The organism is Bradyrhizobium sp. USDA 4369 (assembly GCF_054056435.1).
Genome location: NZ_JBSRYH010000001.1, coordinates 41046 through 61418 on the forward strand (window position 1 = coordinate 41046; position 20373 = coordinate 61418).

The 20373-nt window shown below is 64.8% G+C and carries 20 protein-coding genes; 16 read left to right on the plus strand and 4 right to left on the minus strand.

Going from position 1 to position 20373, the window contains the following annotated elements; all coding sequences use genetic code 11:
* The first annotated feature begins 38 nt into the window (after positions 1-38).
* The 4 genes from ACVIJ6_RS00175 to ACVIJ6_RS00190 all read left to right on the plus strand — a co-directional run bounded on the left by ACVIJ6_RS00175 (position 39) and on the right by ACVIJ6_RS00190 (position 5201).
* Positions 39-1817: an acyl-CoA dehydrogenase gene (locus tag ACVIJ6_RS00175; protein WP_456770953.1), complete on the plus strand. Its 1779-nt coding sequence runs from the start codon at positions 39-41 to the stop codon at positions 1815-1817.
* A 1161-nt stretch (positions 1818-2978) separates the two neighbouring features.
* Entirely contained in the window at positions 2979-3701 is a 723-nt protein-coding gene (locus tag ACVIJ6_RS00180; protein WP_456770954.1) for a hypothetical protein, read from the plus strand.
* Positions 3702-4604 carry a nucleoside hydrolase gene (locus ACVIJ6_RS00185; protein ID WP_456770955.1) on the plus strand — a complete coding sequence of 301 codons (903 nt, stop codon included), beginning with the start codon at positions 3702-3704 and terminating at the stop codon, positions 4602-4604. It abuts the gene before it with no gap.
* Between the two features lie 303 nt (positions 4605-4907).
* Entirely contained in the window at positions 4908-5201 is a 294-nt protein-coding gene (locus tag ACVIJ6_RS00190) for an HdeA/HdeB family chaperone (RefSeq protein WP_456770956.1), read from the plus strand.
* 504 nt (positions 5202-5705) lie between these two features.
* Here the strand turns inward: ACVIJ6_RS00190 and ACVIJ6_RS00195 are convergent.
* A complete protein-coding gene (locus ACVIJ6_RS00195; RefSeq protein ID WP_456770957.1) occupies positions 5706-6017 on the minus strand; it encodes a hypothetical protein in 312 nt (103 codons plus the stop codon).
* A gap of 22 nt (positions 6018-6039) precedes the next feature.
* Here ACVIJ6_RS00195 and ACVIJ6_RS00200 point away from each other — a divergent pair, with 22 nt between their 5' ends.
* Both ACVIJ6_RS00200 and ACVIJ6_RS00205 read left to right on the plus strand, forming a co-directional pair.
* On the plus strand, positions 6040-6177 hold the full coding sequence (locus tag ACVIJ6_RS00200; protein WP_456770958.1) for a hypothetical protein: 138 nt from the start codon (positions 6040-6042) through the stop codon (positions 6175-6177).
* 277 nt (positions 6178-6454) lie between these two features.
* Positions 6455-6712: a hypothetical protein gene (locus tag ACVIJ6_RS00205; RefSeq protein ID WP_456770959.1), complete on the plus strand. Its 258-nt coding sequence runs from the start codon at positions 6455-6457 to the stop codon at positions 6710-6712.
* Positions 6713-7136: 424 nt separating this feature from the next.
* Here ACVIJ6_RS00205 and ACVIJ6_RS00210 read toward each other — a convergent pair whose 3' ends face one another.
* Entirely contained in the window at positions 7137-8402 is a 1266-nt protein-coding gene (locus tag ACVIJ6_RS00210; protein WP_456770960.1) for a DUF892 family protein, read from the minus strand.
* A 297-nt stretch (positions 8403-8699) separates the two neighbouring features.
* Here ACVIJ6_RS00210 and ACVIJ6_RS00215 point away from each other — a divergent pair, with 297 nt between their 5' ends.
* Positions 8700-9278, plus strand: a complete 579-nt coding sequence (locus ACVIJ6_RS00215) for a hypothetical protein (RefSeq protein ID WP_456770961.1) — start codon at positions 8700-8702, stop codon at positions 9276-9278.
* Positions 9278-9649: a hypothetical protein gene (locus ACVIJ6_RS00220; RefSeq protein WP_456770962.1), complete on the plus strand. Its 372-nt coding sequence runs from the start codon at positions 9278-9280 to the stop codon at positions 9647-9649. The genes ACVIJ6_RS00215 and ACVIJ6_RS00220 overlap by 1 nt, the downstream gene beginning before the upstream one ends.
* A 12-nt stretch (positions 9650-9661) precedes the next feature.
* On the opposite strand, the gene ACVIJ6_RS00225 is transcribed toward ACVIJ6_RS00220, so the two are convergent.
* The gene (locus ACVIJ6_RS00225; protein ID WP_456770963.1) at positions 9662-10468 is read right to left on the minus strand and encodes a hypothetical protein; all 807 of its coding nucleotides are present in this window, start codon (positions 10466-10468) and stop codon (positions 9662-9664) included.
* A 239-nt stretch (positions 10469-10707) separates the two neighbouring features.
* Here ACVIJ6_RS00225 and ACVIJ6_RS00230 point away from each other — a divergent pair, with 239 nt between their 5' ends.
* Together ACVIJ6_RS00230 and solA are read left to right on the plus strand one after the other, a co-directional pair.
* A complete protein-coding gene (locus ACVIJ6_RS00230; RefSeq protein WP_456770964.1) occupies positions 10708-11469 on the plus strand; it encodes an enoyl-CoA hydratase-related protein in 762 nt (253 codons plus the stop codon).
* A 21-nt stretch (positions 11470-11490) separates the two neighbouring features.
* Positions 11491-12678 (plus strand): N-methyl-L-tryptophan oxidase, encoded by a 1188-nt coding sequence (gene solA, locus ACVIJ6_RS00235; protein WP_456770965.1) that lies wholly within the window; start codon positions 11491-11493, stop codon positions 12676-12678.
* Between the two features lie 3 nt (positions 12679-12681).
* On the opposite strand, the gene bla is transcribed toward solA, so the two are convergent.
* Complete coding sequence (gene bla / locus ACVIJ6_RS00240; protein WP_456770966.1) at positions 12682-13569, minus strand: subclass B3 metallo-beta-lactamase; 888 nt, start codon at positions 13567-13569, stop codon at positions 12682-12684.
* A gap of 121 nt (positions 13570-13690) precedes the next feature.
* Here bla and ACVIJ6_RS00245 point away from each other — a divergent pair, with 121 nt between their 5' ends.
* The 6 genes from ACVIJ6_RS00245 to ACVIJ6_RS00270 all read left to right on the plus strand — a co-directional run bounded on the left by ACVIJ6_RS00245 (position 13691) and on the right by ACVIJ6_RS00270 (position 20232).
* Positions 13691-15358 (plus strand): bifunctional metallophosphatase/5'-nucleotidase, encoded by a 1668-nt coding sequence (locus ACVIJ6_RS00245; protein ID WP_456770967.1) that lies wholly within the window; start codon positions 13691-13693, stop codon positions 15356-15358.
* A 111-nt stretch (positions 15359-15469) separates the two neighbouring features.
* Complete coding sequence (locus ACVIJ6_RS00250) at positions 15470-16399, plus strand: histone deacetylase family protein (protein WP_456770968.1); 930 nt, start codon at positions 15470-15472, stop codon at positions 16397-16399.
* A 100-nt stretch (positions 16400-16499) separates the two neighbouring features.
* The gene (locus ACVIJ6_RS00255) at positions 16500-16751 is read left to right on the plus strand and encodes an exodeoxyribonuclease VII small subunit (protein ID WP_456770969.1); all 252 of its coding nucleotides are present in this window, start codon (positions 16500-16502) and stop codon (positions 16749-16751) included.
* A 180-nt stretch (positions 16752-16931) separates the two neighbouring features.
* The gene (locus tag ACVIJ6_RS00260; protein WP_456770970.1) at positions 16932-17162 is read left to right on the plus strand and encodes a hypothetical protein; all 231 of its coding nucleotides are present in this window, start codon (positions 16932-16934) and stop codon (positions 17160-17162) included.
* A gap of 547 nt (positions 17163-17709) precedes the next feature.
* Positions 17710-19635 carry a 1-deoxy-D-xylulose-5-phosphate synthase gene (gene dxs, locus ACVIJ6_RS00265; RefSeq protein WP_456770971.1) on the plus strand — a complete coding sequence of 642 codons (1926 nt, stop codon included), beginning with the start codon at positions 17710-17712 and terminating at the stop codon, positions 19633-19635.
* Positions 19636-19665: 30 nt separating this feature from the next.
* On the plus strand, positions 19666-20232 hold the full coding sequence (locus ACVIJ6_RS00270) for a nucleoside 2-deoxyribosyltransferase (protein ID WP_456770972.1): 567 nt from the start codon (positions 19666-19668) through the stop codon (positions 20230-20232).
* Positions 20233-20373 lie beyond the last annotated feature (141 nt).

Sequence of the window (20373 nt, forward strand, 5' to 3'; positions counted from 1 at the left end):
CGGCCAAACCGGCCACATCGAGCCCCCGAGGATACGCCATGACCTATCGCGCCCCACTCAACGACATGCTGCTCGCCCTCAATCATGGCGCAGGGCTGAAGGCAGCGGTCGAGGCCGGTCATTACGGCGATTTCGACCCCGACATCACCGCTGCCGTGCTCGAGGAGGCCGGCAAGTTCGCCACCGACGTGCTGGCCCCGCTGAACAAGGTCGGCGACAGGAACGGCGTCAAGCTCGCCGACAAGAAGGTCACCACCGCCCCCGGCTGGCCGGATGCGTATAAGCGCTGGACCGAGGCCGGCTGGAACGCGGTATCCGGTCCCGAGGCACATGGCGGCCAGGGCCTGCCGCTCGCCATCAACGCCGCCTGCACCGAGATCTGGAGCGCAGCCAACGTCGCCTTCGGCCTGTGTCCGCTGCTGACGCTCTCGGCGATCGAGGCGCTCGACGCTCATGGCAGCCAGGAGCTGAAGGACATCTATCTCGGCAAGCTGATCTCCGGCGAATGGACCGGCACCATGCAGCTGACCGAGCCGCAGGCCGGCTCCGACGTCGGTGCCTTGCGCACCCGCGCCGAGCGCGCCGCCGACGGCAGCTACCGCATCACCGGCAGCAAGATCTTCATCACCTATGGCGACCACGACATGACCGACAACATCGTGCATTTCGTGCTCGCACGGCTGCCGGACGCGCCGGCCGGCACCAAGGGCATTTCCCTCTTCCTCGTTCCGAAATTCCTCGTCAATAAGGACGGCTCGCTCGGCGCCCGCAACGACATCTATCCGAGCGGCATCGAGCACAAGCTCGGCATGCACGCCTCGCCGACCTGCACCATGACGATGGGCGACAATGGCGGCGCCATCGGCTATCTCATCGGCGAAGAGAATGCCGGCATGCGCTGCATGTTCACGATGATGAACCAGGCCCGGCTCGGCGTCGGCCTCGAAGGCGTCGGCGTCGCCGATCGCGCCTATCAGCAGGCGCTCGCCTATGCGCAGGACCGCAAGCAGGGCCGCGCCGTCGGCAGCAAGGGCACCGGCTCGGACGCGATCATCGCCCATCCCGACGTCAAGCGCATGCTGATGCAGATGCGCTCGCTGACGGCGGCCTCGCGCTCGATCTGCTACGCGACCGCGGTGGCGCTCGATGTCGCCGTGCGCGCCAAGGATCCGGCCGTCCGCGCGGAAGCCGCCGCGCGCGGCGCGCTGCTGACGCCGATCGCCAAGGCCTTCTCGACCGACATCGGCAACGAGGTCGCCTATCTCGGCGTCCAGATCCATGGCGGCATGGGCTTCATCGAGGAGACCGGCGCCGCCCAGCATTATCGCGACGCCCGCATCACCGCGATCTATGAGGGCACCAACGGCATCCAGGCGATCGACCTCGTGACACGCAAACTGGGCGCGAATGGCGGCGCCTCGGTGTTCAAGCTGCTGGACGAGCTCACCGACATCGTCCGCCGTGTCGAGGCCTCAAACGACCCGGCCTTCGGCACCACCGGCGCCAAGCTGCGCGAGGCGCTGAGCGCGCTCGAGCGTTCCAGCCGCTGGCTGTTGGAGAAGCTCGGCACCGCACCGAACGACGCGCTCGCCGGCGCCACGCCTTATCTCCGCCTGTTCGGCTCGGCGCTCGGCGGCTGCATGCTGGCCAACGAGGCGCTCGCCGCGCGCAGCGAGAACGAAACCGAGGGCGCGCGTCACGTGGCGCTCGCGCGGTTCTTTGCCGAGACGTTTGCCGTGCAGGCATCGTCGCTCGAGAAGACCGTCACCGACGGCGCCGATGCGGTGCTCGCGGCGGAGGCGGTGCTTGTGGCTTGAGTTCGGCTCGGTCCTGATCTCAAAGCGACAACCTCTTCGCACAACGACTGATGACGGTGCTCCACCCTCCCCTGGAGGGCCAGGGCGATCGCATATGACCAATCCGAGTTTTTTGCCAGGCTGTCTCCACATCGTCATGCCCGGGCTCCGTCCCGGGCATCCACGTCTTTCCCAGGATGCCGAACGGCGTGGATGGCCGGGACGAAGCCCGGCCATGACGGTGTGGAGGGAGCCGAACTCAAGCCAGGATCATCATATGCGATCGCCCTGCCCTCCAGGGGAGGGTGAACACTGCGCTCGCGGCCTCTTTCATCGTTGTCATTGCGAGGCGGTTGCGCCGGCGTGTCGGACCAAGATCCATCGGACGTAGGCTGAGGCAATCCAGACGGCCTCCGCGAAAACATCATGGATTGGGTCGCTCCGCTGGCAATGACGCAGGAGGCAAACTCCTGATCCACAATCACAAACAGCACCGTGACGAGATGAGCATCCGCGTTCTCGCGACGCAGCGCGCGCCCGAGCTATGCCCTTTCATTCCCGCCCTCTCCGAATGGAGGGCGCGAGGAAGGCCGGACCTCGGCTGAGGCCCGTGGCCCGCCTGCAGCAAAAAACGCAGGCGGCAGTCACCACAGGTACAGCCGGACCGACCCGGCCTTCCCCGCACGATGGTTTTAACAGGCTATAGCGCGCTCTCCCTGGTGCGCCGGCTTTCTGGCCACCATGTCGCGCAATGCGCTGTCGCACATCGCGCTCGATACTAGCTTCGGAGTATCAGGACCACACGCCTTGACCGTCCGCGAGGCTGGCGTTCGCCCGTGCTGATCGCACGCCGCCTGCCCGCGTCCACCGCATCCCGCTGCCAACGTCCGTGACGACCGCGAACCGTCCCCTACCGTGCAATGGGATGGGCGGACCATAAGGCTGATTTGGGCGAGCCGCCAAGCAATTTATGTTTATCCGAACACATTGACACGACAATTTCGGATGAGCGTGATTTGCCCGACGGGTGCGCCCTGATATCATCGCCATAGTCGTCTCGCCCCCTTTGGCGGCGATCGACCCAATCAATCGGCACATCCCGAAAAGAAAGCAGCCCAGCATCTGCCTCGACAGCTTTGAATTGTTTGATTGAAATGGAGTTTTTTCGGTTAGGAGGTTCTGATGAATTACGTTGAAACCTTTCGCCGCATTTACGAGTTCGGCTGGGTGACTGTCGCCACAGCAATATCGTCGGCCGTGTTCAACAAGTGGTCATCTTCAGTATCAGCCGCCGACTACACTTATGTGCAAATGACCTTGCACGGAGCCGGGAGCTTCGCGGTCTGGTTGATTTTGCTAACGGTGCCATTCTGGTTCATCAACGTCCCGCGGATCCGCCACTGGCTGTTCCGCCACAGCGCCATCGAGGGATGGTGGCTTCAGAAAGTCGATATTGCGGAGCGCCCTTGGAGCTTGTCGCATCTGTCCAAGAATTCGGGATTTGGGTGGACCTACTCGGGATACGCCTACGATCCTTCAGGCAAGGTTGCCGCGACCTGGGACGCTTCGGATATCAAGCTCGATGATCATGCCGGCTTCTGGATCTTCAAAGGAGACTCACACCGCATCAACACGTCGGGGATACCGACCCGCACCGGTAACGTGCTGAGCGTTCTGTACTCCAAGCAATATTACGAGGCTTTCCAGAATGATCCATTGGCGCAACTTCCGGGCCGAATATCCGATCTCGACTATGAGGATTCGCCGACCGCGGCATCCATCCTCCTCGTGCGGGTGACCAGCGAGGATTGGAAGGCAGCAGACATCAACCATCAATCGACCAGACTGCCTCCCGATCAATTCAAGCGACTTATCGACCACATGAAAAGCAATGGAAGAATATAGATGATCTGGATCGACAGCGATGGGGGAGTAGACGACGCGCTCGCGATCTCTGTCGCATGCAGGATCGTTGCAGGACACAAGCTCGCTTTTTCGACCGTCTTCGGAAATGTCCCAGCACGCCAAGCCGCACACAACATCCGCACCTTGTTACAACGACTTGGCGTCGATGCACCAATCCTCGTCGGCGCCGAGCGCGCTTCAGACGGCTTTGCGCACTTTGCAACGGACATTCATGGAATCGATGGATTGGGCAACATCATCGGCGAGGTCAGGCCAGACGAACAATTCGACTCTCTATCAGAGTATATTGAAAACCCCTTGGAACGCGCGCGATGGCCCAATGAGGACGTTCATATCCTCAGCATCGGGCCAGCAACCAATATCCCATCGATCGCGCGCACGTTCGGGTCTGACCGGATTTCCGGTATCACGATGATGACGGGTGCGATTTTTGACAGAGGCAATATCACCGAGGATGCCGAATTCAACGCGTACAACGACCCCATCGCGTTGACTGGCATTCTCAACTCAGGACTTCCAATCACAATCGTCCCGCTTGATATCTGCCGAAAGCTCATATTCAGGCGGGAGGACCTGCCGAGCTTGAGCACTTTTGGGGCAGCGGCTCCGATGCTCAGTGAAGCTCATGAGTTCTACATGGCGAGCTACGAGAAGGCCGAGGGCATCTCCGGCTGCTTTCCGCATGATACTATTGCGCTTCTGTCAATGCTCTATCCGTCGAAATTCAACTTCTGGAGTATTCCATTTGACGTGGACAGCTCCACAGACCATCGCGGAAAACTGCGGTTTGATATCAACGGCGCCTATCACGCAAGATTCTGTCTAGGGGGCGACCTGCGCTGGGTCAGGCAGTTCATGCGCTCCTGGTCGATCCCGGCATAATCACCAGAGCTGCGCTACGCGGTCCGAATGGGGGCGCGAGGATGGCCGGACCTCGGCCGAGGCCCGCCTGCAACAAGTCATCAGGCGGGAGTCATGACAGGTACAGAACGGTTCGCACGGCGGGCGCGCTCGATCCCCGGCATTGATTTACCGCCGCATCCCTGACCTTTGCGCGCGATTCGACCGATCCTAACCATTCGGGCCCGGCACGATCTTGATCGCGCGGTTCGCGCCGGCGCGCGAAGGAATTTGTAACGCTCTGCATCTTTCATTGTTTTCACGCCATCCATTCGGAGACGACCTATGAAGTTGCTCGCTGCCCCGCTGTTCGCCGCGACCATGATGCTGCCGTCAGCACCGGCCTCGGCCGTCGTGCTGGATCTGTCGACCATGAGCTGCAAGCAGTTCGTCGAGAGCGGCGACGACAGCATCAAGATGGTGCTGATCTGGCTGGACGGCTGGTACAAGGGCGATCAGGACGAAGCCCTGTTCGATACCGAGGTATTCATCGAGAACGCCAAGAAGTTCGGCAAATATTGCGCCGAGCATCCGACGGTCAGCATCGTCACCGCAGCGGAGAAGATCCTCGGCAATTAGGTCGGCGGCGGATCGTTAGATCAGTCAATCGGGTTGGCGTCGGCGTAAGCGCAGCAGGCCTTCGCGACGCGTGATGTTTGCCGGGGTGAAAAGGTGACGCTCATGCGCGCAGGAGAATGGAGCGCCGCCCCTTGGCGATCGCCTGCCGCCCCTTAGCCGTCATTCCGGGGCTTTACAGAACACCTGGTGGCGTCCTGTGAAGACTGGCATCCATCGCCACGATGGGAGTGCGGCGCGCGCGATGGGGCGGGACTTCGCCGCATCTCTGCCAGTCGGGGATATGGATTCCGGGCTCACTCGCGCTACGCGCGAATGCCCCGGAATGACATGGGGAGAGAGCGGGGTTTAGACTTGCGCCGGGCGCGTGTGAGAGGCGCGGAGGTGATCCGCAATAGCTCGGTGGGCCGCCCTGCGACGGGAGACCTTGCCGCGGAGAGCGCGGCCGCGGCACGCTTCGATGACCCGGCGTGAAAACCGCCGCGTCCGGACACACTCAGACGCAAGTCAATGCGCCAGCTCCGCGCCCAGGCCGCGTTGAAGAAGCGAGCCGCGCAGCCGTGCGGCACCTGCCCTTTCCTCATGCGAGAAGTCCATGTCGATCAGCTCCGTTTCGACGCCCATCGCGGCCCCCTCGTCCCAGGCGACCACAGCCACCTCATCCAGCTCGGCGACGTCCGCGACCGCGTCGTCATCAGCCACGAGCTCGGCCGGCGACACGTCGGAGGGCTCCTCCGGCAGCGGCGGCGCGTCGTCGGGCAAGTCCGTCGTCAGCGAGGTCTCGATCACGCTCGACGGCGTCACCACCACGACGATCACCTATTCCGACGGGTCGACCGAGGTGACCAAGACGGCCGCCAGCTCGGACGGCAGCGGCAAGGGCGCGCAGACCTACAACGCGCAAGGCGCGACCAGCGGCGCTGCAAGCACCGGCGTTTCGAGCAGCGCCGCCACGGCGAGCTCCACCGCGACGACCTGAAATTTCGAAAGACGGGGCGCGTCATCGCGTCGTCCCTACGGGCGCCAAGGGGAGGCGGGTTCCGCGGGAGGAACCGTTCGATCTCCGAAGATATCAGGGTGCAAGGACCGGCGATTTCGAGCGGCTGCGGTTGCAGGCGGTGCTCCGCCGCAACGCTCGGTGACACTGCGAAGCCACACTGCACCGATGATGTCACGTGGCCGTCATTTGTTAATTTGCACCCTCGCGCCGAGTCACGCCTGTTAGCGGGCAGCTGCGACAAGGGAGGAGGAATTCGATGGTGCGGGGTGTGATCGGCGCGGGGATTCTGCTTCTGGCGATGGGTTCCGGGGTGCAGGCAGCCAACGAGGCTGGCCCGGACACGCGGATATCCTGCTCGGAGGTGCGCTATTACGTGGAGAAATATACCGCCGAGGTGGCCGAGATGTATGCGCGCAGCCGCGGCGCCACAGATGCGCAGATCAACCGGGCCAGACGCTGCCTGTCGACGAACCATTTCCGCAGGGCGGACCGGTCGCGCAACTACACGGAGTGAGATGGCAGCGGGAGAGCCGCTGGTCCGTTTTCGATCGCTGTTCCACCGTCATTCCAGAGGGCCCGGGGCGGGCACAATTGGTGTTCTGAAAACGGTCGTCATACCCCGCGCAGAGTGCGGGCTATCGCATATGGAGACACGGGACTGTCGCGAACAATCAATCCTGTCAGTTAGTTGCTCCGTCATGCCCGGGCTTGTCCCGGCCATGACGATGTGAAGACGATCGAGCGCACCACTCCGATCGTCAAATGCGATGGCCCTGCCCACGCAGGCGAAGTATCAACAAGCCGCGGCTTCTCGACCGCATACGACGGCCGCGGTGTACTGGATCGCCCGCCTGCACGGGCGAAGTCAGTTGTTGTGGCGCAATGTCTGCGCTCCACGGCGGCCTGCGGAGCGCAGGCGCGCCGCGGAGGTCCCTACCTCACGCCTGCTCGATCGCCGCCGGCATCTTGGCGACCGACATCAAGGAGCGCGCGACCTGGTTGAGCAGTTGATCGGCATTCTCCTCCTCGGCCAGCGACTTCGACAGCAGCGCGACGACGGCGCTGTGGCGGAGCTGGGAGGCAAGGTTGCGCGCGGTGGTGTAGCCGGACATCTCGTAATGCTCGACGCGCTGCGCGGCGCCGATCAGCGCGAGATCCGCCGCCGCATCCTCCTTGTCCTCGGACTGGGTCATGATCTCCTGGCCTTCCTCGACCAGGCCCATCATGCCCTTGCACGGCTTTGCGCGCGGCGTCTTGCCGAGCAGCTCGAAGCACGCGTTGATGCGCTCGATCTGGGCCTCGGTCTCGGCCAGATGCTGCTCGAACAATTCGCGCAACTGATCGAAGCGGGCGGCCTCCGCCATCTTCGGCAGCGCCTTGGTCAGTTGCTTCTCGGCATGGAGGATGTCGCGCAGCTCCTCGATCAGGAGATCGCCAAGGCCCGCTTCATCGACCGCCGGGGAGCTCTCGGTGACGATCGCATTGGCAGCGCCGTTCTCGGCCTGGATCGCCGGCGATTCCGTGAACACCCAATCGCCGCCCTCGTTCCAGGGACCGCGGGTATCGATCTCGCCATGGTCGCCGTTGCCGGTGGAATCGTTGAAGAACTGGTCGACGAGGCCCGGCGTCGGCGCGATGCGGCCGACGCTGAAGGCCGGCTTGTTCATGCTCTCCAGCGCCAGCGCGAACGCTTTCATATGCGTGATCTCGCGCGTCATCAGGAACTGCAGCGCGTCCTTGGTGCCGGCGTCGTCGGTGAAATTGATCAGCCGCTCATAGACGATCTTGGCGCGCGCCTCGGCGGCGATGTTGCTGCGCAGGTCGACGTCGAGTTCGCCGGTGATCTTCAGATAGTCCGCTGTCCAGGGATTGCCCTGCGAGTTGAACAGATTGACGCCGCCGCCGCCGGCGATCGCGATCAACGGATCGGCCTCGGCGGCCTCGCGGTCGAACTTGGCGGGCTTCAGATGCATGCGGGCGAGCGTGCCGACCACTTCCAGATGGCTCAGCTCCTCGGTGCCGATGTCCATCAGGAGATCCTTGCGATCGGGATCCTCGCAATTGAGGCCCTGGATCGAATACTGCATGGCAGCGGCAAGCTCGCCATTGGCGCCGCCAAACTGCTCCAGCAGCATGTTGCCGAAGCGCGGATCGGGCTCGTCGACACGGACGGTGAACATCAGCTTCTTGACGTGGTGATACATGAAAGGCCTCGGACGTTTGCAGGGATGCAGCAAGGGTCCGAACGGCCGGGCCCCACGGTTGTTCCGTACCTCTCACTGGAACATCTTGCGCCCTGCTCTGCGGCTGCCCGGGGTAACGCCGTCCGGCGGGCCCCCGGCCTATGCACACAGACGCGCATTGCTAAGCCAGACGCCCACCAAGGCCGGCATGGATGAAGACCCGCCACTGCGTCGGCCGCAACACAGCTGTTGGCAGCGGCTGCGCAACCCTTGCTAAGCTTTTCTCCGCTCGCCTAAGCTAACTTGCTGGAGAGAAAGATGTTGATGCGAACACCTGCCAGGGAGAAGCCCGGGCTCGGCGCGCGATGGCGCCGCGCCGTTGAGCGGCTGCGCGACCTGACGACGTTCGCCCGTTCGTCCTTCACGCGCTCGTCGTTCAGCGGCTCGTCGTTCGACCATTCGTCGCCGCCCCGTTCGTCGCTGGCGCGTCCGTCATTGGCGTCATCGCCGCTTCCGCCGACAGCGGTCGTGGAACCCGCGCTGGATATTTCCGACGAAAGCAATTTCGACGTCGCGCTCGCGGCCATCGTCGATTCCATCGAACGGCAGCCGCGCAGCACCCAGCCGCGCTTCGCCGGTCAACCTCGCCTGGCACCGCCCGGCAGCGAGCCCGCGACGGCCTGGGCGGACGAACGCCCGCCTTATCTGCCGATGGAGCGGCCGGTCGGCACCTATCCGTATCAGAGCTACTCTCCCGCGGCCGCGAGCCTGCGCGGTGATCAGGAGGATGAGCTGCAGCAGCTCCGCAAGGAGCTGATGCACGCCGTCTCGGCGCGGCTCGGATCGCCTGAGGATCATCTGGCGACGATCAGGACGCTGCTGAGATCGGTGAAGTAATGTCGAGCCGCGGCAATATCGGCAAGGCGGTCGAGGAACTGACCGATCATCTGCGGCTGGTCGATCATGTTCGCGCGCTGCAGGAAGGGCAGAAGGAGATCGCCGAGGCGATCAAGGCCGTCAACCAGCGCCTGACCGCGATCGAGAGCGAGTTCAGGGTGCTCAAGGCCGAGACCCAGCGCGACGCGTTGCGCGAGGTGCAGCACGCCGTGCAGGGCGTTCAGAGCTCGATGCATGACGAACTGACCCGCATGGCGACGCGGCTCGTGGTGCTGGAGCAGGCATTGCGCCGCGAGGCCGTGCGGCCGCAGCCGCCGGCCGCCGCCTCGCGTGCACCGGCTGCCCCGCCCCGCTCGGACGGCTCGCGCTGAGCGCGCGGCAGCTCAGCGCAGCTTCACGGTGCGGTTCGCAATGTCGATGAGGACGCTGCCGGTCTTCGCGTAACCCTTCGGCACCGAGCCCTCGCCCGCCGCGGGCTCGCCCCTGCCCTCCGCGTCCTTCGGCTTCGGAAAGCCTTTGCCACAGGCTGTCTCGATCGTCTCGCGGTCGGCGTAGCTCACGCCCGCAACGACCGTGCCGGGACGCGGCCCTTTGGCGAGTTTCGACAGACCGAAATATTGCAGTTGCTCCGAGCACGTCACGATGTTGGTCCGAAAGGCGCCGGTCGTGTCCTCTGCCTTCAGCAGAAAGTCGTAGGACATGTCGAAGGACCCGTCGCTGCCGCTGGCGAAGTCGATGCGCGCCACGCCGGACTCGATCACCCCCTGCCCCATCCACCCGGTCAGGCAGACGAGCACGTCATGCGCGCCATCCCTCGTGTCGATGACGCATTCGCTCACGTCAAGGCCTGGCCAAAAACCGAGAAACTCGTAGACGCCGCCAACTTTTTCGAACACGGCGACGCCGCCGAAATTGTTGGCGTGCGGCTCGCAGCCGCTGCCATAGCTCACCAGCAGCAGGAGATTGCCGGCGGCCAGGAACCGTCCCTGCTGCCGCCCCGGCTGCAGGGTGACGTCACAGGATTGCTCCTCCGCATTGGGATAGGACTTGACGCGCTTGCAGGTCGAACCAGCGATAGCCTCGGGCGCGCAGAACTGCGACAGCAGCGCGCGATCGCCGTCGGCGGCCTCGGCACGGCCGATGACGGCGCAGCACAACCAGAGCGCGATCAGAACGGCAACAGACTTCATCACGAAATCGTCCTCGCGACAACGCAGCATGACGCAGCAGACCAGCTCGCGCCGAATGCGGTTGCAAACCAGTCGTAAACCATGGCCGGGAATGGCCGGGCGTGCGTCCCCGATGTGCGATCGCGGCACAGCGCCGGCCGCTTCCGCGCTTGGCGTGATCTGCGGATGATGTAGGCTGGGGCGCAGCAACCGACTCGACACATGACCGGCGGCGGCCGGCGCACACGCACGAGGGCCACATGACCGACCATCTGATCGTCACCGACGAAGGCGAAACCCGGACGATCAAGCTCAGGCGCCCGGAGAAGAAGAACGCCATCACGCAGGCGATGTATCTTGGCATGAGCGATGCGATCGATACCGCGCAGAACAATCCGCTGGTGCGATGCATCATCATCACGGGAGGCTCCGGCGTATTCACCGCCGGCAACGACCTCGAGGATTTCCTGCAGGCGGGTAACGCCGGCAACGAGGCCATGCGCACGTCCGCCGCGACGAAGTTTCTCTATTCGCTGGCCCACAACGTCAAGCCGATCATCGCCGCAGTCGACGGCGTCGCCATCGGCGTCGGCACCACGATGCTGTTCCACTGCGACTACGTGCTGGCCTCGACGACCGCGACCTTCGCGACGCCCTTCATCCATCTCGGCCTGGTGCCGGAAGGCGCCTCGAGCCTGCTGATGCCGCAGACCATGGGCTATCAGCGCGCCTTTGCGATGCTGGTGATGGGCCGCACCATGACGGCGGCGGATGCCCACATCGCCGGCTTCGTCAATACGGTGGTGGCGCCGGGGCATACCGAGATCGAGGCGCAGAAGGTCGCGCGCGACATCTGCCGCCTGCCGGCCGAGGCGGTCGCGATCGGACGCAGGCTGATCCGCACCGCGCCGGACGAGTTGACCCGGCGCATCGACCAGGAAGGCTATCTGTTCGCCGAACGCATGACCTCCGAGGAGGCGATCGGCGCCTTCAAGGCGTTCCTGTCGCGCAAGAAGAAATGAGCGCAGCCGGTCGAGCCGTCCATGCCGCATTATGATGTGATCGTGATCGGCTGCGGCGCGGTCGGCAGCGCCGCCGTGCTGCATCTTGCGAAGGCCGGGCGGCGCGTGCTCGGCATCGACCGCTTCCAGCCGCCGCATCGCTTCGGCTCGACCCATGGCGAGACCCGCATCACCCGCGCGGCGATCGGCGAGGGCGTCGACTACACGCCGCTGGCGCAGCGTTCGCACCAGATCTGGCGCGAACTGGAGCGCGAGACCGGCACGCACCTGTTCCAGCAATGCGGCTGCCTGTTCATTCCGAGCCAGCAGGGCGGCGCAGTCCATGGCGTCAGCAGCGGGCAGTTCTTCGCCAATATCGAGACTGCGGCGCGGCTGCACGGCGTCGACGGCGAGACCCTCTCCGCGGAGCGGCTCCGCGCCGACTATCCGGCTTTCGCCACGGCGCCGGGCGACCGCGCCTTTCTCGATCGCGAGGGCGGCTATCTCCTGGTCGAGGATTGCGTGCGCACCGAGCTTGTCGTCGCCGCGCGCCATGGCGCGGAGCTCGTGACCGAACGGCGCGTGACCGCGTTCCGCCGCGCGGCCGGCGTGCTCACCGTCACGCTGGACGACGGCACGACCGCCTCCGCGACGACGCTGATCGTCACCACCGGGCCGTGGATCACCGAGCTGATCGCGCCGTTGCGCCGCCGCGTCCACATCACCCGCCAGGTGCTGTACTGGTTCGAGATCCTGTCCAACCCGCAGCGCTTCGGTCCGGACGCGCCGGTCTTCATCTGGGACGTCACCGGCCGCGCCGGCGCTGCGTCCGACATCTACGGCTTCCCCTGGCTCGGCTCGCCCGGCAACGGCGTCAAGCTCGCCAACGAGGTCACAACCGGCGAGACCGATCCCGATCACGTCGGCCGCGAGGTCACGGCGGACGAGATCGCGGCCACCTACGAGACCTATGTCCGCCCATTCGTGCCCGATCTCGGCCCGACTTGCCTGCGCAGCGAGGTCTGTCTCTACACCAATGCCAGCGGCGGCCGCTTCATCATCGACCGCGATCCCGGCGATCCCGAGGTGATCTATGGCTCGGCCTGCTCGGGCCACGGCTTCAAGCATTCGCCGGCAGTCGGCGAGGCGCTCGCGGCGATGGCGCTGGGCCAGACGCCGCTTGTCGATCTCTCCGGCTTTACGCTGGACCGGCTGGCCGCCGCCCCCTGAGTGCTATTTGCCGGTTTGCAGCGCCGCTGTCTGCTTGGCCAGGCCCTCGTTGAACTGCGTCTCGAGCCTGTCGAGATAGGCGTTGAACTCGCCCGGCCGGACGAACGGGTTCGGCCCACCCTCGGCGATCTTCGCCCGCTTGGCGGCCAAGTCGAACATCTCCGGATGCGGCGCGAGCAGAATGTCCGGATGCACCGTCTTCGCCCAGGCATAGGTCTTCTTGTAGTCGTCGACGATGCCGGGATAAGTCGGCCGGCCCACCAGCTGGTTGAGCGCGACGGTGGCGCTGCAGAAGAAGATGACGCCGCGGGTGGCCTCGCCGTCCTTCACATCGGTGGTCCAGCTGGTGCAGCCCGGCGAATGGCCCGGCGTCTCATGCGCGGTCAAGGTGACGCCGCCGAGCGTGACGGTGTCGCCGTCATGCACGGCGCGGTCGACCTTGACCGGCGGGAAGTTCAAATGACTCTCCTGCTCGCGGCCCGGATAGAAGCCGCCTTCGAGCAGCGGCACGTCCTTGGCGCCCGCCACCATCTGCGCGCCGGTCTCCTGCTTGATCTGCGCGAGCCCGCCGGTATGGTCGATATGGGCGTGGGTGTTGAGGATATACTTGATGTCGGCGACCTTGAAGCCGAGCTTGGCGATGCTTGCCTCGATCTGCGCGGTAGATTCCGGCATCACCGTATCGATCAGGATGTGCCCCTGCGGCGTCGTGATCAGATAGGAGGCGAGCCCGTTGGTGCCGACATAATAGATGTTGTCGATCACCTTGAACGGCTCGGTCGGCTTATTCCACGCCGCGATCATCTGCTTCATGAGGTCCGGCAGCGATTGCGCTGCAGCAGAGCCGGCGGCGAGCGACAAGGTCGCCACGAGCAGCAGCATTCTTTTCATCACACCCTCCCCGGATTGCCCGGTATCATTGTTCTGATTTTATCTGTTTTATCTTATGTCATTGCCGCCATGGCGGGGCAATCGCACCTCGCCGCCGCCCTGCATCACACGTGATCCTGCCATGAGTCGTCTCAGCCGCGTTCTTGCCGCCTGCCTCGTCGCCGCCCTCACCGCCGCTGGCCTTGCCGCCCTGCCCGTCCATGCCGAGGACGAGCCGGTGTCGCTGCGCATCCTGGCCATCAACGACTTCCACGGCAATCTCAAGCCGCCGCCTGCCGGAATCAGGATCGCCGATCCCGCGGACCCGGCAAAGACCAGCATGGTCCCGGCCGGCGGCGCCGAACATATGGCGAGCCTGGTGAAGCTACTGTCCGACGGCCAGCCGAACACGATCTTCGTGTCGGCCGGCGACCTGATCGGCGCCAGCCCGTTCCTGTCGGCGATGTTCCACGACGAGCCGACCATCGAAGCGATGTCGGACATGGGGCTCGCTTTGTCGGCGGTCGGCAATCACGAGTTCGACGAGGGCAAGGACGAATTGCTGCGCATGCAGAATGGCGGCTGTCATCCGACCGAGGGCTGCCGCGGGCCACAGCCCTTCACCGGCGCCAAATTCCACTACCTCGCCGCGTCGACATTTGTCGCCGGCACCGACAAGACGGTGTTTCCGGCCTACGAAATCCGCACCTTCGAGGATATTCCGGTCGCGTTCATCGGGCTGACGTTGAAGGCGACCGCCGGGATCATCTCGCCGGCGAGCGCGGCCGGGCTCGATTTCCGCAACGAGGCCGAGAGCATCAACGCCCTGATCCCGGAATTGAAGGCAAAGGGCGTGCAGGCCATCGTCGTGCTGATTCACGAGGGCGGCTGGCCGTCCGGCGGCATGAACGAGTGCCCGGGCCTGTCCGGGCCGATCGTCGACATCGTGAAGGACCTCGACAGCGCGGTCGACATCATCATTTCCGGCCACACCCACCAGGCCTATGTCTGCACCATCGACAAGCGCCTCGTCACCTCGGCCGACAAGTTCGGCACCCTGGTGACCGCGATCGACGTCAAGCTCGACCGCACCACGCGCGACGTGGTCAGCGCCACCGCGACCAATATCGTGGTCGACACCACGCTGCCGAAGGACCCGGCGCAGACCGCGCTGATCGACGCCTACGAGAAGGTCGCCGCGCCGATCGCCAATCGGCCGGCCGGATCCATCGCGCAGCCGCTCTCGCGGGTGCCGAATGGTGCGGGCGAAAGCACGCTCGGCGACGTCATCGCCGATGCCCAGCTCGCCGCAACCGCCAAGGGCGGCGCGGTCATCGCGATGACCAATCCCGGCGGCATCCGCACCGATCTCGCCCGTCGCGACGACGGCGCGGTGACCTATGCCGACGTGTTTGCCAGCCAGCCCTTCCGCAACCAGCTGATGACGGTCACCCTGACCGGCGCCGAGATCAAGGCGGCGCTGGAGCAGCAATGGCTCGATCCCGCACGGCCGCGCATCCTGCAGATCTCGAACGGCTTCAGCTATGCGTTCGATCCCAAACAGCCGGCCGGGGCGCGCGTCGATGCCGCCAGCATGATGCTGGCCGGCAAGCCGGTCGATCCCGCCTCATCCTATCGCGTCACCCTCAACACCTATCTTGCGCTCGGCGGCGACGGCTTCACCGCCTTCAAGGGCGGCCGCGATCCGGTCGTCGGTCCCTATGACGACGAGGCGCTGTTCGCCTATCTCAAGGCGAACAGCCCGCTCGCTCCGCCGCCGCGCGATCGCATCCTCAACAGGGCGCAGTGAGATCCGGTCGGAGCGGCGCGAAACCGGGTCCTATCGCCGTCAGGGCTCTTTCCGAGGCTGCGTTCAGCGCATAGATTGGGCGTTCCCGTAACGCGCGAGTGGCAGAGCCCAATGTCGACGCTGTATCTTTCTCACGAAGCCTGCCTCGATCATGCCACGCCCTCCGGACACCCCGAACGTGCCGACCGCCTGCGCGCCGTGGAAGAGGCCCTGACCGAGGAACGCTTCGCCCTGCTGGATCGCGACGAGGCCCCGGAAGCAGACATCGCGCTCGCGCTGCTCTGCCACAATGAGCATTACGTCACCGAATTGCGCCAGATGGCGCCGACCTCGGGGGTCATCTATCTCGACGGGGACACCTCGATGTCGCCAGGCACCTGGGAAGCGGTGATGCGCGGCGTCGGCGGAGCCGTGGCCGCGACCGAATCGGTGATGTCCGGCCGCCACCGCAACGCCTTCGTGGCGGTGCGCCCGCCCGGCCATCATGCCGAGATCGCCAAGCCGATGGGCTTCTGCTTCTTCGACAATGTCGCGATCGCCGCCCGCTACGCCCAGCGCACGTTCGGCATCGAGCGCGCCGCCATCATCGATTTCGACGTCCACCACGGCAACGGCACCCAGGACATCTTCTGGGCCGACAAGAGCGTGATGTACTGCTCGACTCACCAGATGCCGCTGTTCCCGGGCACCGGCGCCCGCGGCGAGCGCGGCGAGCATGACACCATCGTCAACGCGCCGCTCGCTTCCGAGGATGGCAGCCTGGAGTTCCGCTCGGCGTTCGAGAATCTCATCCTGCCGCAGCTCACCAAGTTCAGCCCGGAGCTCGTGATCATCTCGGCCGGCTTCGACGCCCATTATCGCGACCCGCTCGCATCTCTGAATCTCAGGGCCGAAGATTTCGGCTGGGTGACGCGCAAGCTGATGGATCTCGCCGACAAATGCGCCGGCGGCCGCGTCGTTTCGGTCCTGGAGGGCGGCTATGACCTTCAGGGACTGAAGGAATCCGTCTCCGCCCACGTTGCCGCGCTGACCGGGGCGTAATCCCCAGGTTCCAGCCGATCCACGTCGGCAGGACCTGACAGAGCCATGACCGGCGTGTAAAAGCACGGCCCCGGAGTTGAGTGATCTGCAGGGAACCCGCATGGCGGACAACACCGTAACCGACGTCAAGAAGCTGTCGTTCGAGCGCGCGATCGAGGAGCTGGAATCGATCGTGAAGCGGCTCGAGGACGGCAAGGTGCCGCTCGAGGAGTCGGTGGCGATCTATGAGCGCGGCGAGGCGTTGAAGCGTCGTTGCGAGGAGCTGTTGCGCCAAGCCGAGGCGAGGGTCGAGAAGATCACGACCGACGCCAGCGGGCGGGCGGCGGGAGTTGCCCCGCTGGACGTCCAATAGCGGCGATCACACCGTACCCCTGACCTCATTGGCCGGGTTAAGGCCAAAATTATTTTCGCGTCGGGGGTCCGCAGCGAGACCAAGGGGCGAACCGCCTGCCGATCGTGCATCTCAGCCGTATTTCTCATCAGGACCCCGTTAACGTTATTCCACGACGGTTTCTGCTTCGCGTCGCGACGATTGCTGCGCAACCGGCGCCCCTCGATCGCCATCACACCGCAGGTGGGCGTGATCGATCGCCACGACAGCAACGGCGTGACGAGCTTCTTCAGGCTCAGTCCGCGATCAGCGGGCCGGCGCCCACGCCGCATTGAGCAAGGCGTTTTTCGCGCGCGCGTCGCATTCGTGATGGCCAATGAAACGCCGCATGCCGATGACTTCTTCATGATGGTTTGCGGACGGCTCCCCTGACGCGAACGCATGGCTCATCCCGCCGCAGCGCTGCCGATTGCGGCCATAACGGATTCTGCATCACGGGAAAAACCCTGGACCGGGCTTGCCTCTCCGGTCTATTTCGGGGCCGCGTCTGCCAGCGATTTGAGCAGTGCAAGGGAACCGCCGGTGGGCCGACGGGGTTGAGATTTGGCGCCAAGGAACTGTTTGCGGGCTTGCCATCTTCCGCCGGGTTGGCTTTAAGACGCGCTTTGGTGTAAAGCTTCTCGCGAATGCGGGTTTTTGGAAGTGCTCATTCTCCTCCGACGATTGGAGCCAAGCACTTGCAAGAGCTAGCAAAACTGACTTGGCTGAACGACTTGGCGATCTTGGGCGACAAACGAGGACGGCAAGGCCACCAAGAGTGACTTACATCACATAGATCGATCCAAAGGCCGGCTAGGCTCCGGTCTGCGGCTTCGATCCGCGCGGATGTGACCTTCAAGACACCAGGTTTCGCCGCCCGTTACGATGAACCTCTCAGACGTCGGCCCTTGAACCCGACCTGCAAAATTGGAATGTCACCGTGACCACATTTAGTAAGACGCCGCTTCTCGACACCATCAAGACTCCGGAAGATCTGCGCCGGCTGAAGGTCGAGCAGGTCCGGCAGGTCGCTGATGAACTGCGCCAGGAGACCATCGATGCGGTCTCGGTGACCGGGGGCCACTTTGGCGCGGGTCTGGGCGTGGTCGAGCTGACCACCGCCATTCATTATGTGTTCGACACGCCGCGCGATCGCTTGATCTGGGACGTCGGCCACCAGGCCTATCCGCATAAGATCCTGACCGGTCGCCGCGACCGGATCCGGACCCTGCGCACCGGCGGCGGCCTCTCCGGCTTCACCAAGCGCACCGAGAGCGATTACGATCCGTTCGGCGCCGCGCACTCCTCGACCTCGATTTCCGCCGGCCTCGGCATGGCGGTGGCCCGCGATCTGTCGGGCGGCAAGAACAATGTGATCGCCGTGATCGGTGACGGCGCGATGTCCGCCGGCATGGCCTATGAGGCCATGAACAATGCCGGCGCGATGAATTCCCGCCTGATCGTGATCCTCAACGACAACGACATGTCGATTGCGCCGCCGGTCGGCGCGATGTCGGCCTATCTGTCGCGCCTGTACTCCGGCAAGACCTATCGCACCCTGCGCGATGCGGCCAAGCAGCTCGGCCAGCATCTGCCCAAGGTGATCGCCAACCGCGCCAGCCGGGTCGAGGAATATTCCCGCGGCTTCATGATGGACGGCGGCACGCTGTTCGAGGAGCTCGGCTTCTATTATGTCGGCCCGATCGACGGTCACAATCTCGACCACCTGCTGCCGGTCCTGAAGAACGTCCGTGACATGGAGACCGGCCCGATCCTGGTCCATGTCGTGACCCAGAAGGGCAAGGGCTATCCGCCGGCGGAAGCGTCCGCCGACAAGTATCATGCTGTCGTCAAGTTCGACGTCGCCACCGGCACCCAGGCCAAGGCCAAGCCGAATGCGCCGGCCTATCAGAACGTGTTCGGCCAGAGCCTGGTCAAGGAAGCCGAGAAGGACGACAAGGTCGTCGGCATCACCGCCGCGATGCCCTCGGGCACCGGCATCGACATCTTCGCCAAGGCGTTCCCGAAGCGCACCTTCGACGTCGGCATCGCCGAGCAGCACGCGGTGACCTTCGCCGCCGGCCTGGCCGCCGAAGGCTTCAAGCCGTTCTGTGCGATCTACTCGACCTTCCTGCAGCGCGGTTACGACCAGATCGTGCACGACGTCTGCATCCAGAGCCTGCCGGTCCGCTTCGCGATCGACCGCGCCGGCTTGGTCGGCGCCGACGGCGCCACCCATGCCGGCTCGTTCGACAATGCCTATCTCGGCTGCCTGCCGAACATGGTGATCATGGCCGCCTCCGATGAGGCCGAGCTGGTGCACATGGTGGCGACCCAGGTCGCGATCAACGACCGGCCGAGCTCGGTGCGCTATCCGCGCGGCGAAGGCCGCGGCGTGGAGATGCCGGAAGTTGGCGTGCCCCTGCCGATCGGCAAGGGCCGCATGATCCGCCAGGGCAAGCAGGTCGCCCTGCTCTCCTTCGGCACCCGCCTCGCCGAGTGCGAGAAGGCGGCCGACGAGCTCGCCGCTCACGGCCTCTCCGCCTCGATCGCCGACGCGCGCTTCATGAAGCCGCTCGACGAGGAGCTGGTGCTGAAGCTGGCCCGCGAGCACGAGATCCTGATCACGATCGAGGAAGGCTCGATCGGCGGCTTCGGCTCGCATGTCATGCAGTACCTCTCCGACCAGGGCATGCTCGACGGCGGCCTGAAGATGCGCTCGATGGTGCTGCCGGACGAGTTCCAGGACCACGACACGCCCGCGGCGATGTACGCCCGCGCCGGCCTCGACGCCAAGGGCATCGTCCGCAAGGTGTTCGAGGCGCTCGGCAAGGACTACACCGCGGAGGTCGTCAAGCTCGCCTGAGGGCGGGCTTGCCAGCCCTCAGGGTGATCGATGAAGATCTATCTGGCGGGTCCCGACGTGTTCCTGCCGGACGCCGTTGAGATGGGCCGGCGGAAGGTCGCGATCTGCGACCGCCACGGGCTGATCGGCCTCTATCCGCTCGACAACAGCGTCGATCTCGGCAGCTCCGACGCCTCGCGCCAGATCTTCCACGGCAACGAGGCGATGATGGACCACGCCGACGCGATCATCGCCAACCTCACGCCGTTTCGCGGCCCGGGCGCCGATGCCGGCACGGTCTATGAGCTCGGCTACATGGCCGGCCGGGGCAAGCTGTGCCTCGGTTATTGCAACGATCCTTCTGTCTATGCCGATCGCGTGCGGCGTTTCACCAGCGTCGCGGAGCAGGACGGACGGCTGGTCGATGCCGAGGGCCTGACAGTCGAGGATTTCGGCCTGTCCGACAATCTGATGATGATCCACGCGCTCGATCTGCACGGCTCGCCGCTCGTCGTCCCGCGCGAGCGCCCGGCGGATGTCTGGCATGACCTCGCAGCGTTCGAGATGTGCGTGCGGCTTGCAGCGGAGCGGCTGTTGACAGGCGACGCGGCCGCGTAGGAGTGACAGCGGCGCCGTCAGGCGCGGCGTGCCCACCGTCCCTCCGCGCATTCCATCGGAATGGTGGGCACGGCGCGTCAATTGCGCTACGAGCGTGCGGGAAGACTGGCGCACGCGCCTTTACCCACCCTACAGATCTCG

Bases quoted from the DNA above. Each gene is read 5' to 3' on its own strand.
- ACVIJ6_RS00245 (WP_456770967.1), top strand. From the start codon at position 13,691: ATGAGTCGTCTCAGCCGCGTTCTTGCCGCCTGCCTCGTCGCCGCCCTC.
- ACVIJ6_RS00185 (WP_456770955.1), top strand. From the start codon at position 3,702: ATGATCTGGATCGACAGCGATGGGGGAGTAGACGACGCGCTCGCGATC.
- ACVIJ6_RS00270 (WP_456770972.1), top strand. From the start codon at position 19,666: ATGAAGATCTATCTGGCGGGTCCCGACGTGTTCCTGCCGGACGCCGTT.
- ACVIJ6_RS00255 (WP_456770969.1), top strand. From the start codon at position 16,500: ATGGCGGACAACACCGTAACCGACGTCAAGAAGCTGTCGTTCGAGCGC.
- bla (WP_456770966.1), bottom strand. From the start codon at position 13,569: ATGAAAAGAATGCTGCTGCTCGTGGCGACCTTGTCGCTCGCCGCCGGC.
- ACVIJ6_RS00175 (WP_456770953.1), top strand. From the start codon at position 39: ATGACCTATCGCGCCCCACTCAACGACATGCTGCTCGCCCTCAATCAT.
- ACVIJ6_RS00210 (WP_456770960.1), bottom strand. From the start codon at position 8,402: ATGTATCACCACGTCAAGAAGCTGATGTTCACCGTCCGTGTCGACGAG.
- ACVIJ6_RS00190 (WP_456770956.1), top strand. From the start codon at position 4,908: ATGAAGTTGCTCGCTGCCCCGCTGTTCGCCGCGACCATGATGCTGCCG.
- ACVIJ6_RS00225 (WP_456770963.1), bottom strand. From the start codon at position 10,468: ATGAAGTCTGTTGCCGTTCTGATCGCGCTCTGGTTGTGCTGCGCCGTC.
- ACVIJ6_RS00215 (WP_456770961.1), top strand. From the start codon at position 8,700: ATGTTGATGCGAACACCTGCCAGGGAGAAGCCCGGGCTCGGCGCGCGA.
- ACVIJ6_RS00180 (WP_456770954.1), top strand. From the start codon at position 2,979: ATGAATTACGTTGAAACCTTTCGCCGCATTTACGAGTTCGGCTGGGTG.
- ACVIJ6_RS00220 (WP_456770962.1), top strand. From the start codon at position 9,278: ATGTCGAGCCGCGGCAATATCGGCAAGGCGGTCGAGGAACTGACCGAT.
- ACVIJ6_RS00205 (WP_456770959.1), top strand. From the start codon at position 6,455: ATGGTGCGGGGTGTGATCGGCGCGGGGATTCTGCTTCTGGCGATGGGT.
- ACVIJ6_RS00250 (WP_456770968.1), top strand. From the start codon at position 15,470: ATGTCGACGCTGTATCTTTCTCACGAAGCCTGCCTCGATCATGCCACG.
- ACVIJ6_RS00230 (WP_456770964.1), top strand. From the start codon at position 10,708: ATGACCGACCATCTGATCGTCACCGACGAAGGCGAAACCCGGACGATC.
- solA (WP_456770965.1), top strand. From the start codon at position 11,491: ATGCCGCATTATGATGTGATCGTGATCGGCTGCGGCGCGGTCGGCAGC.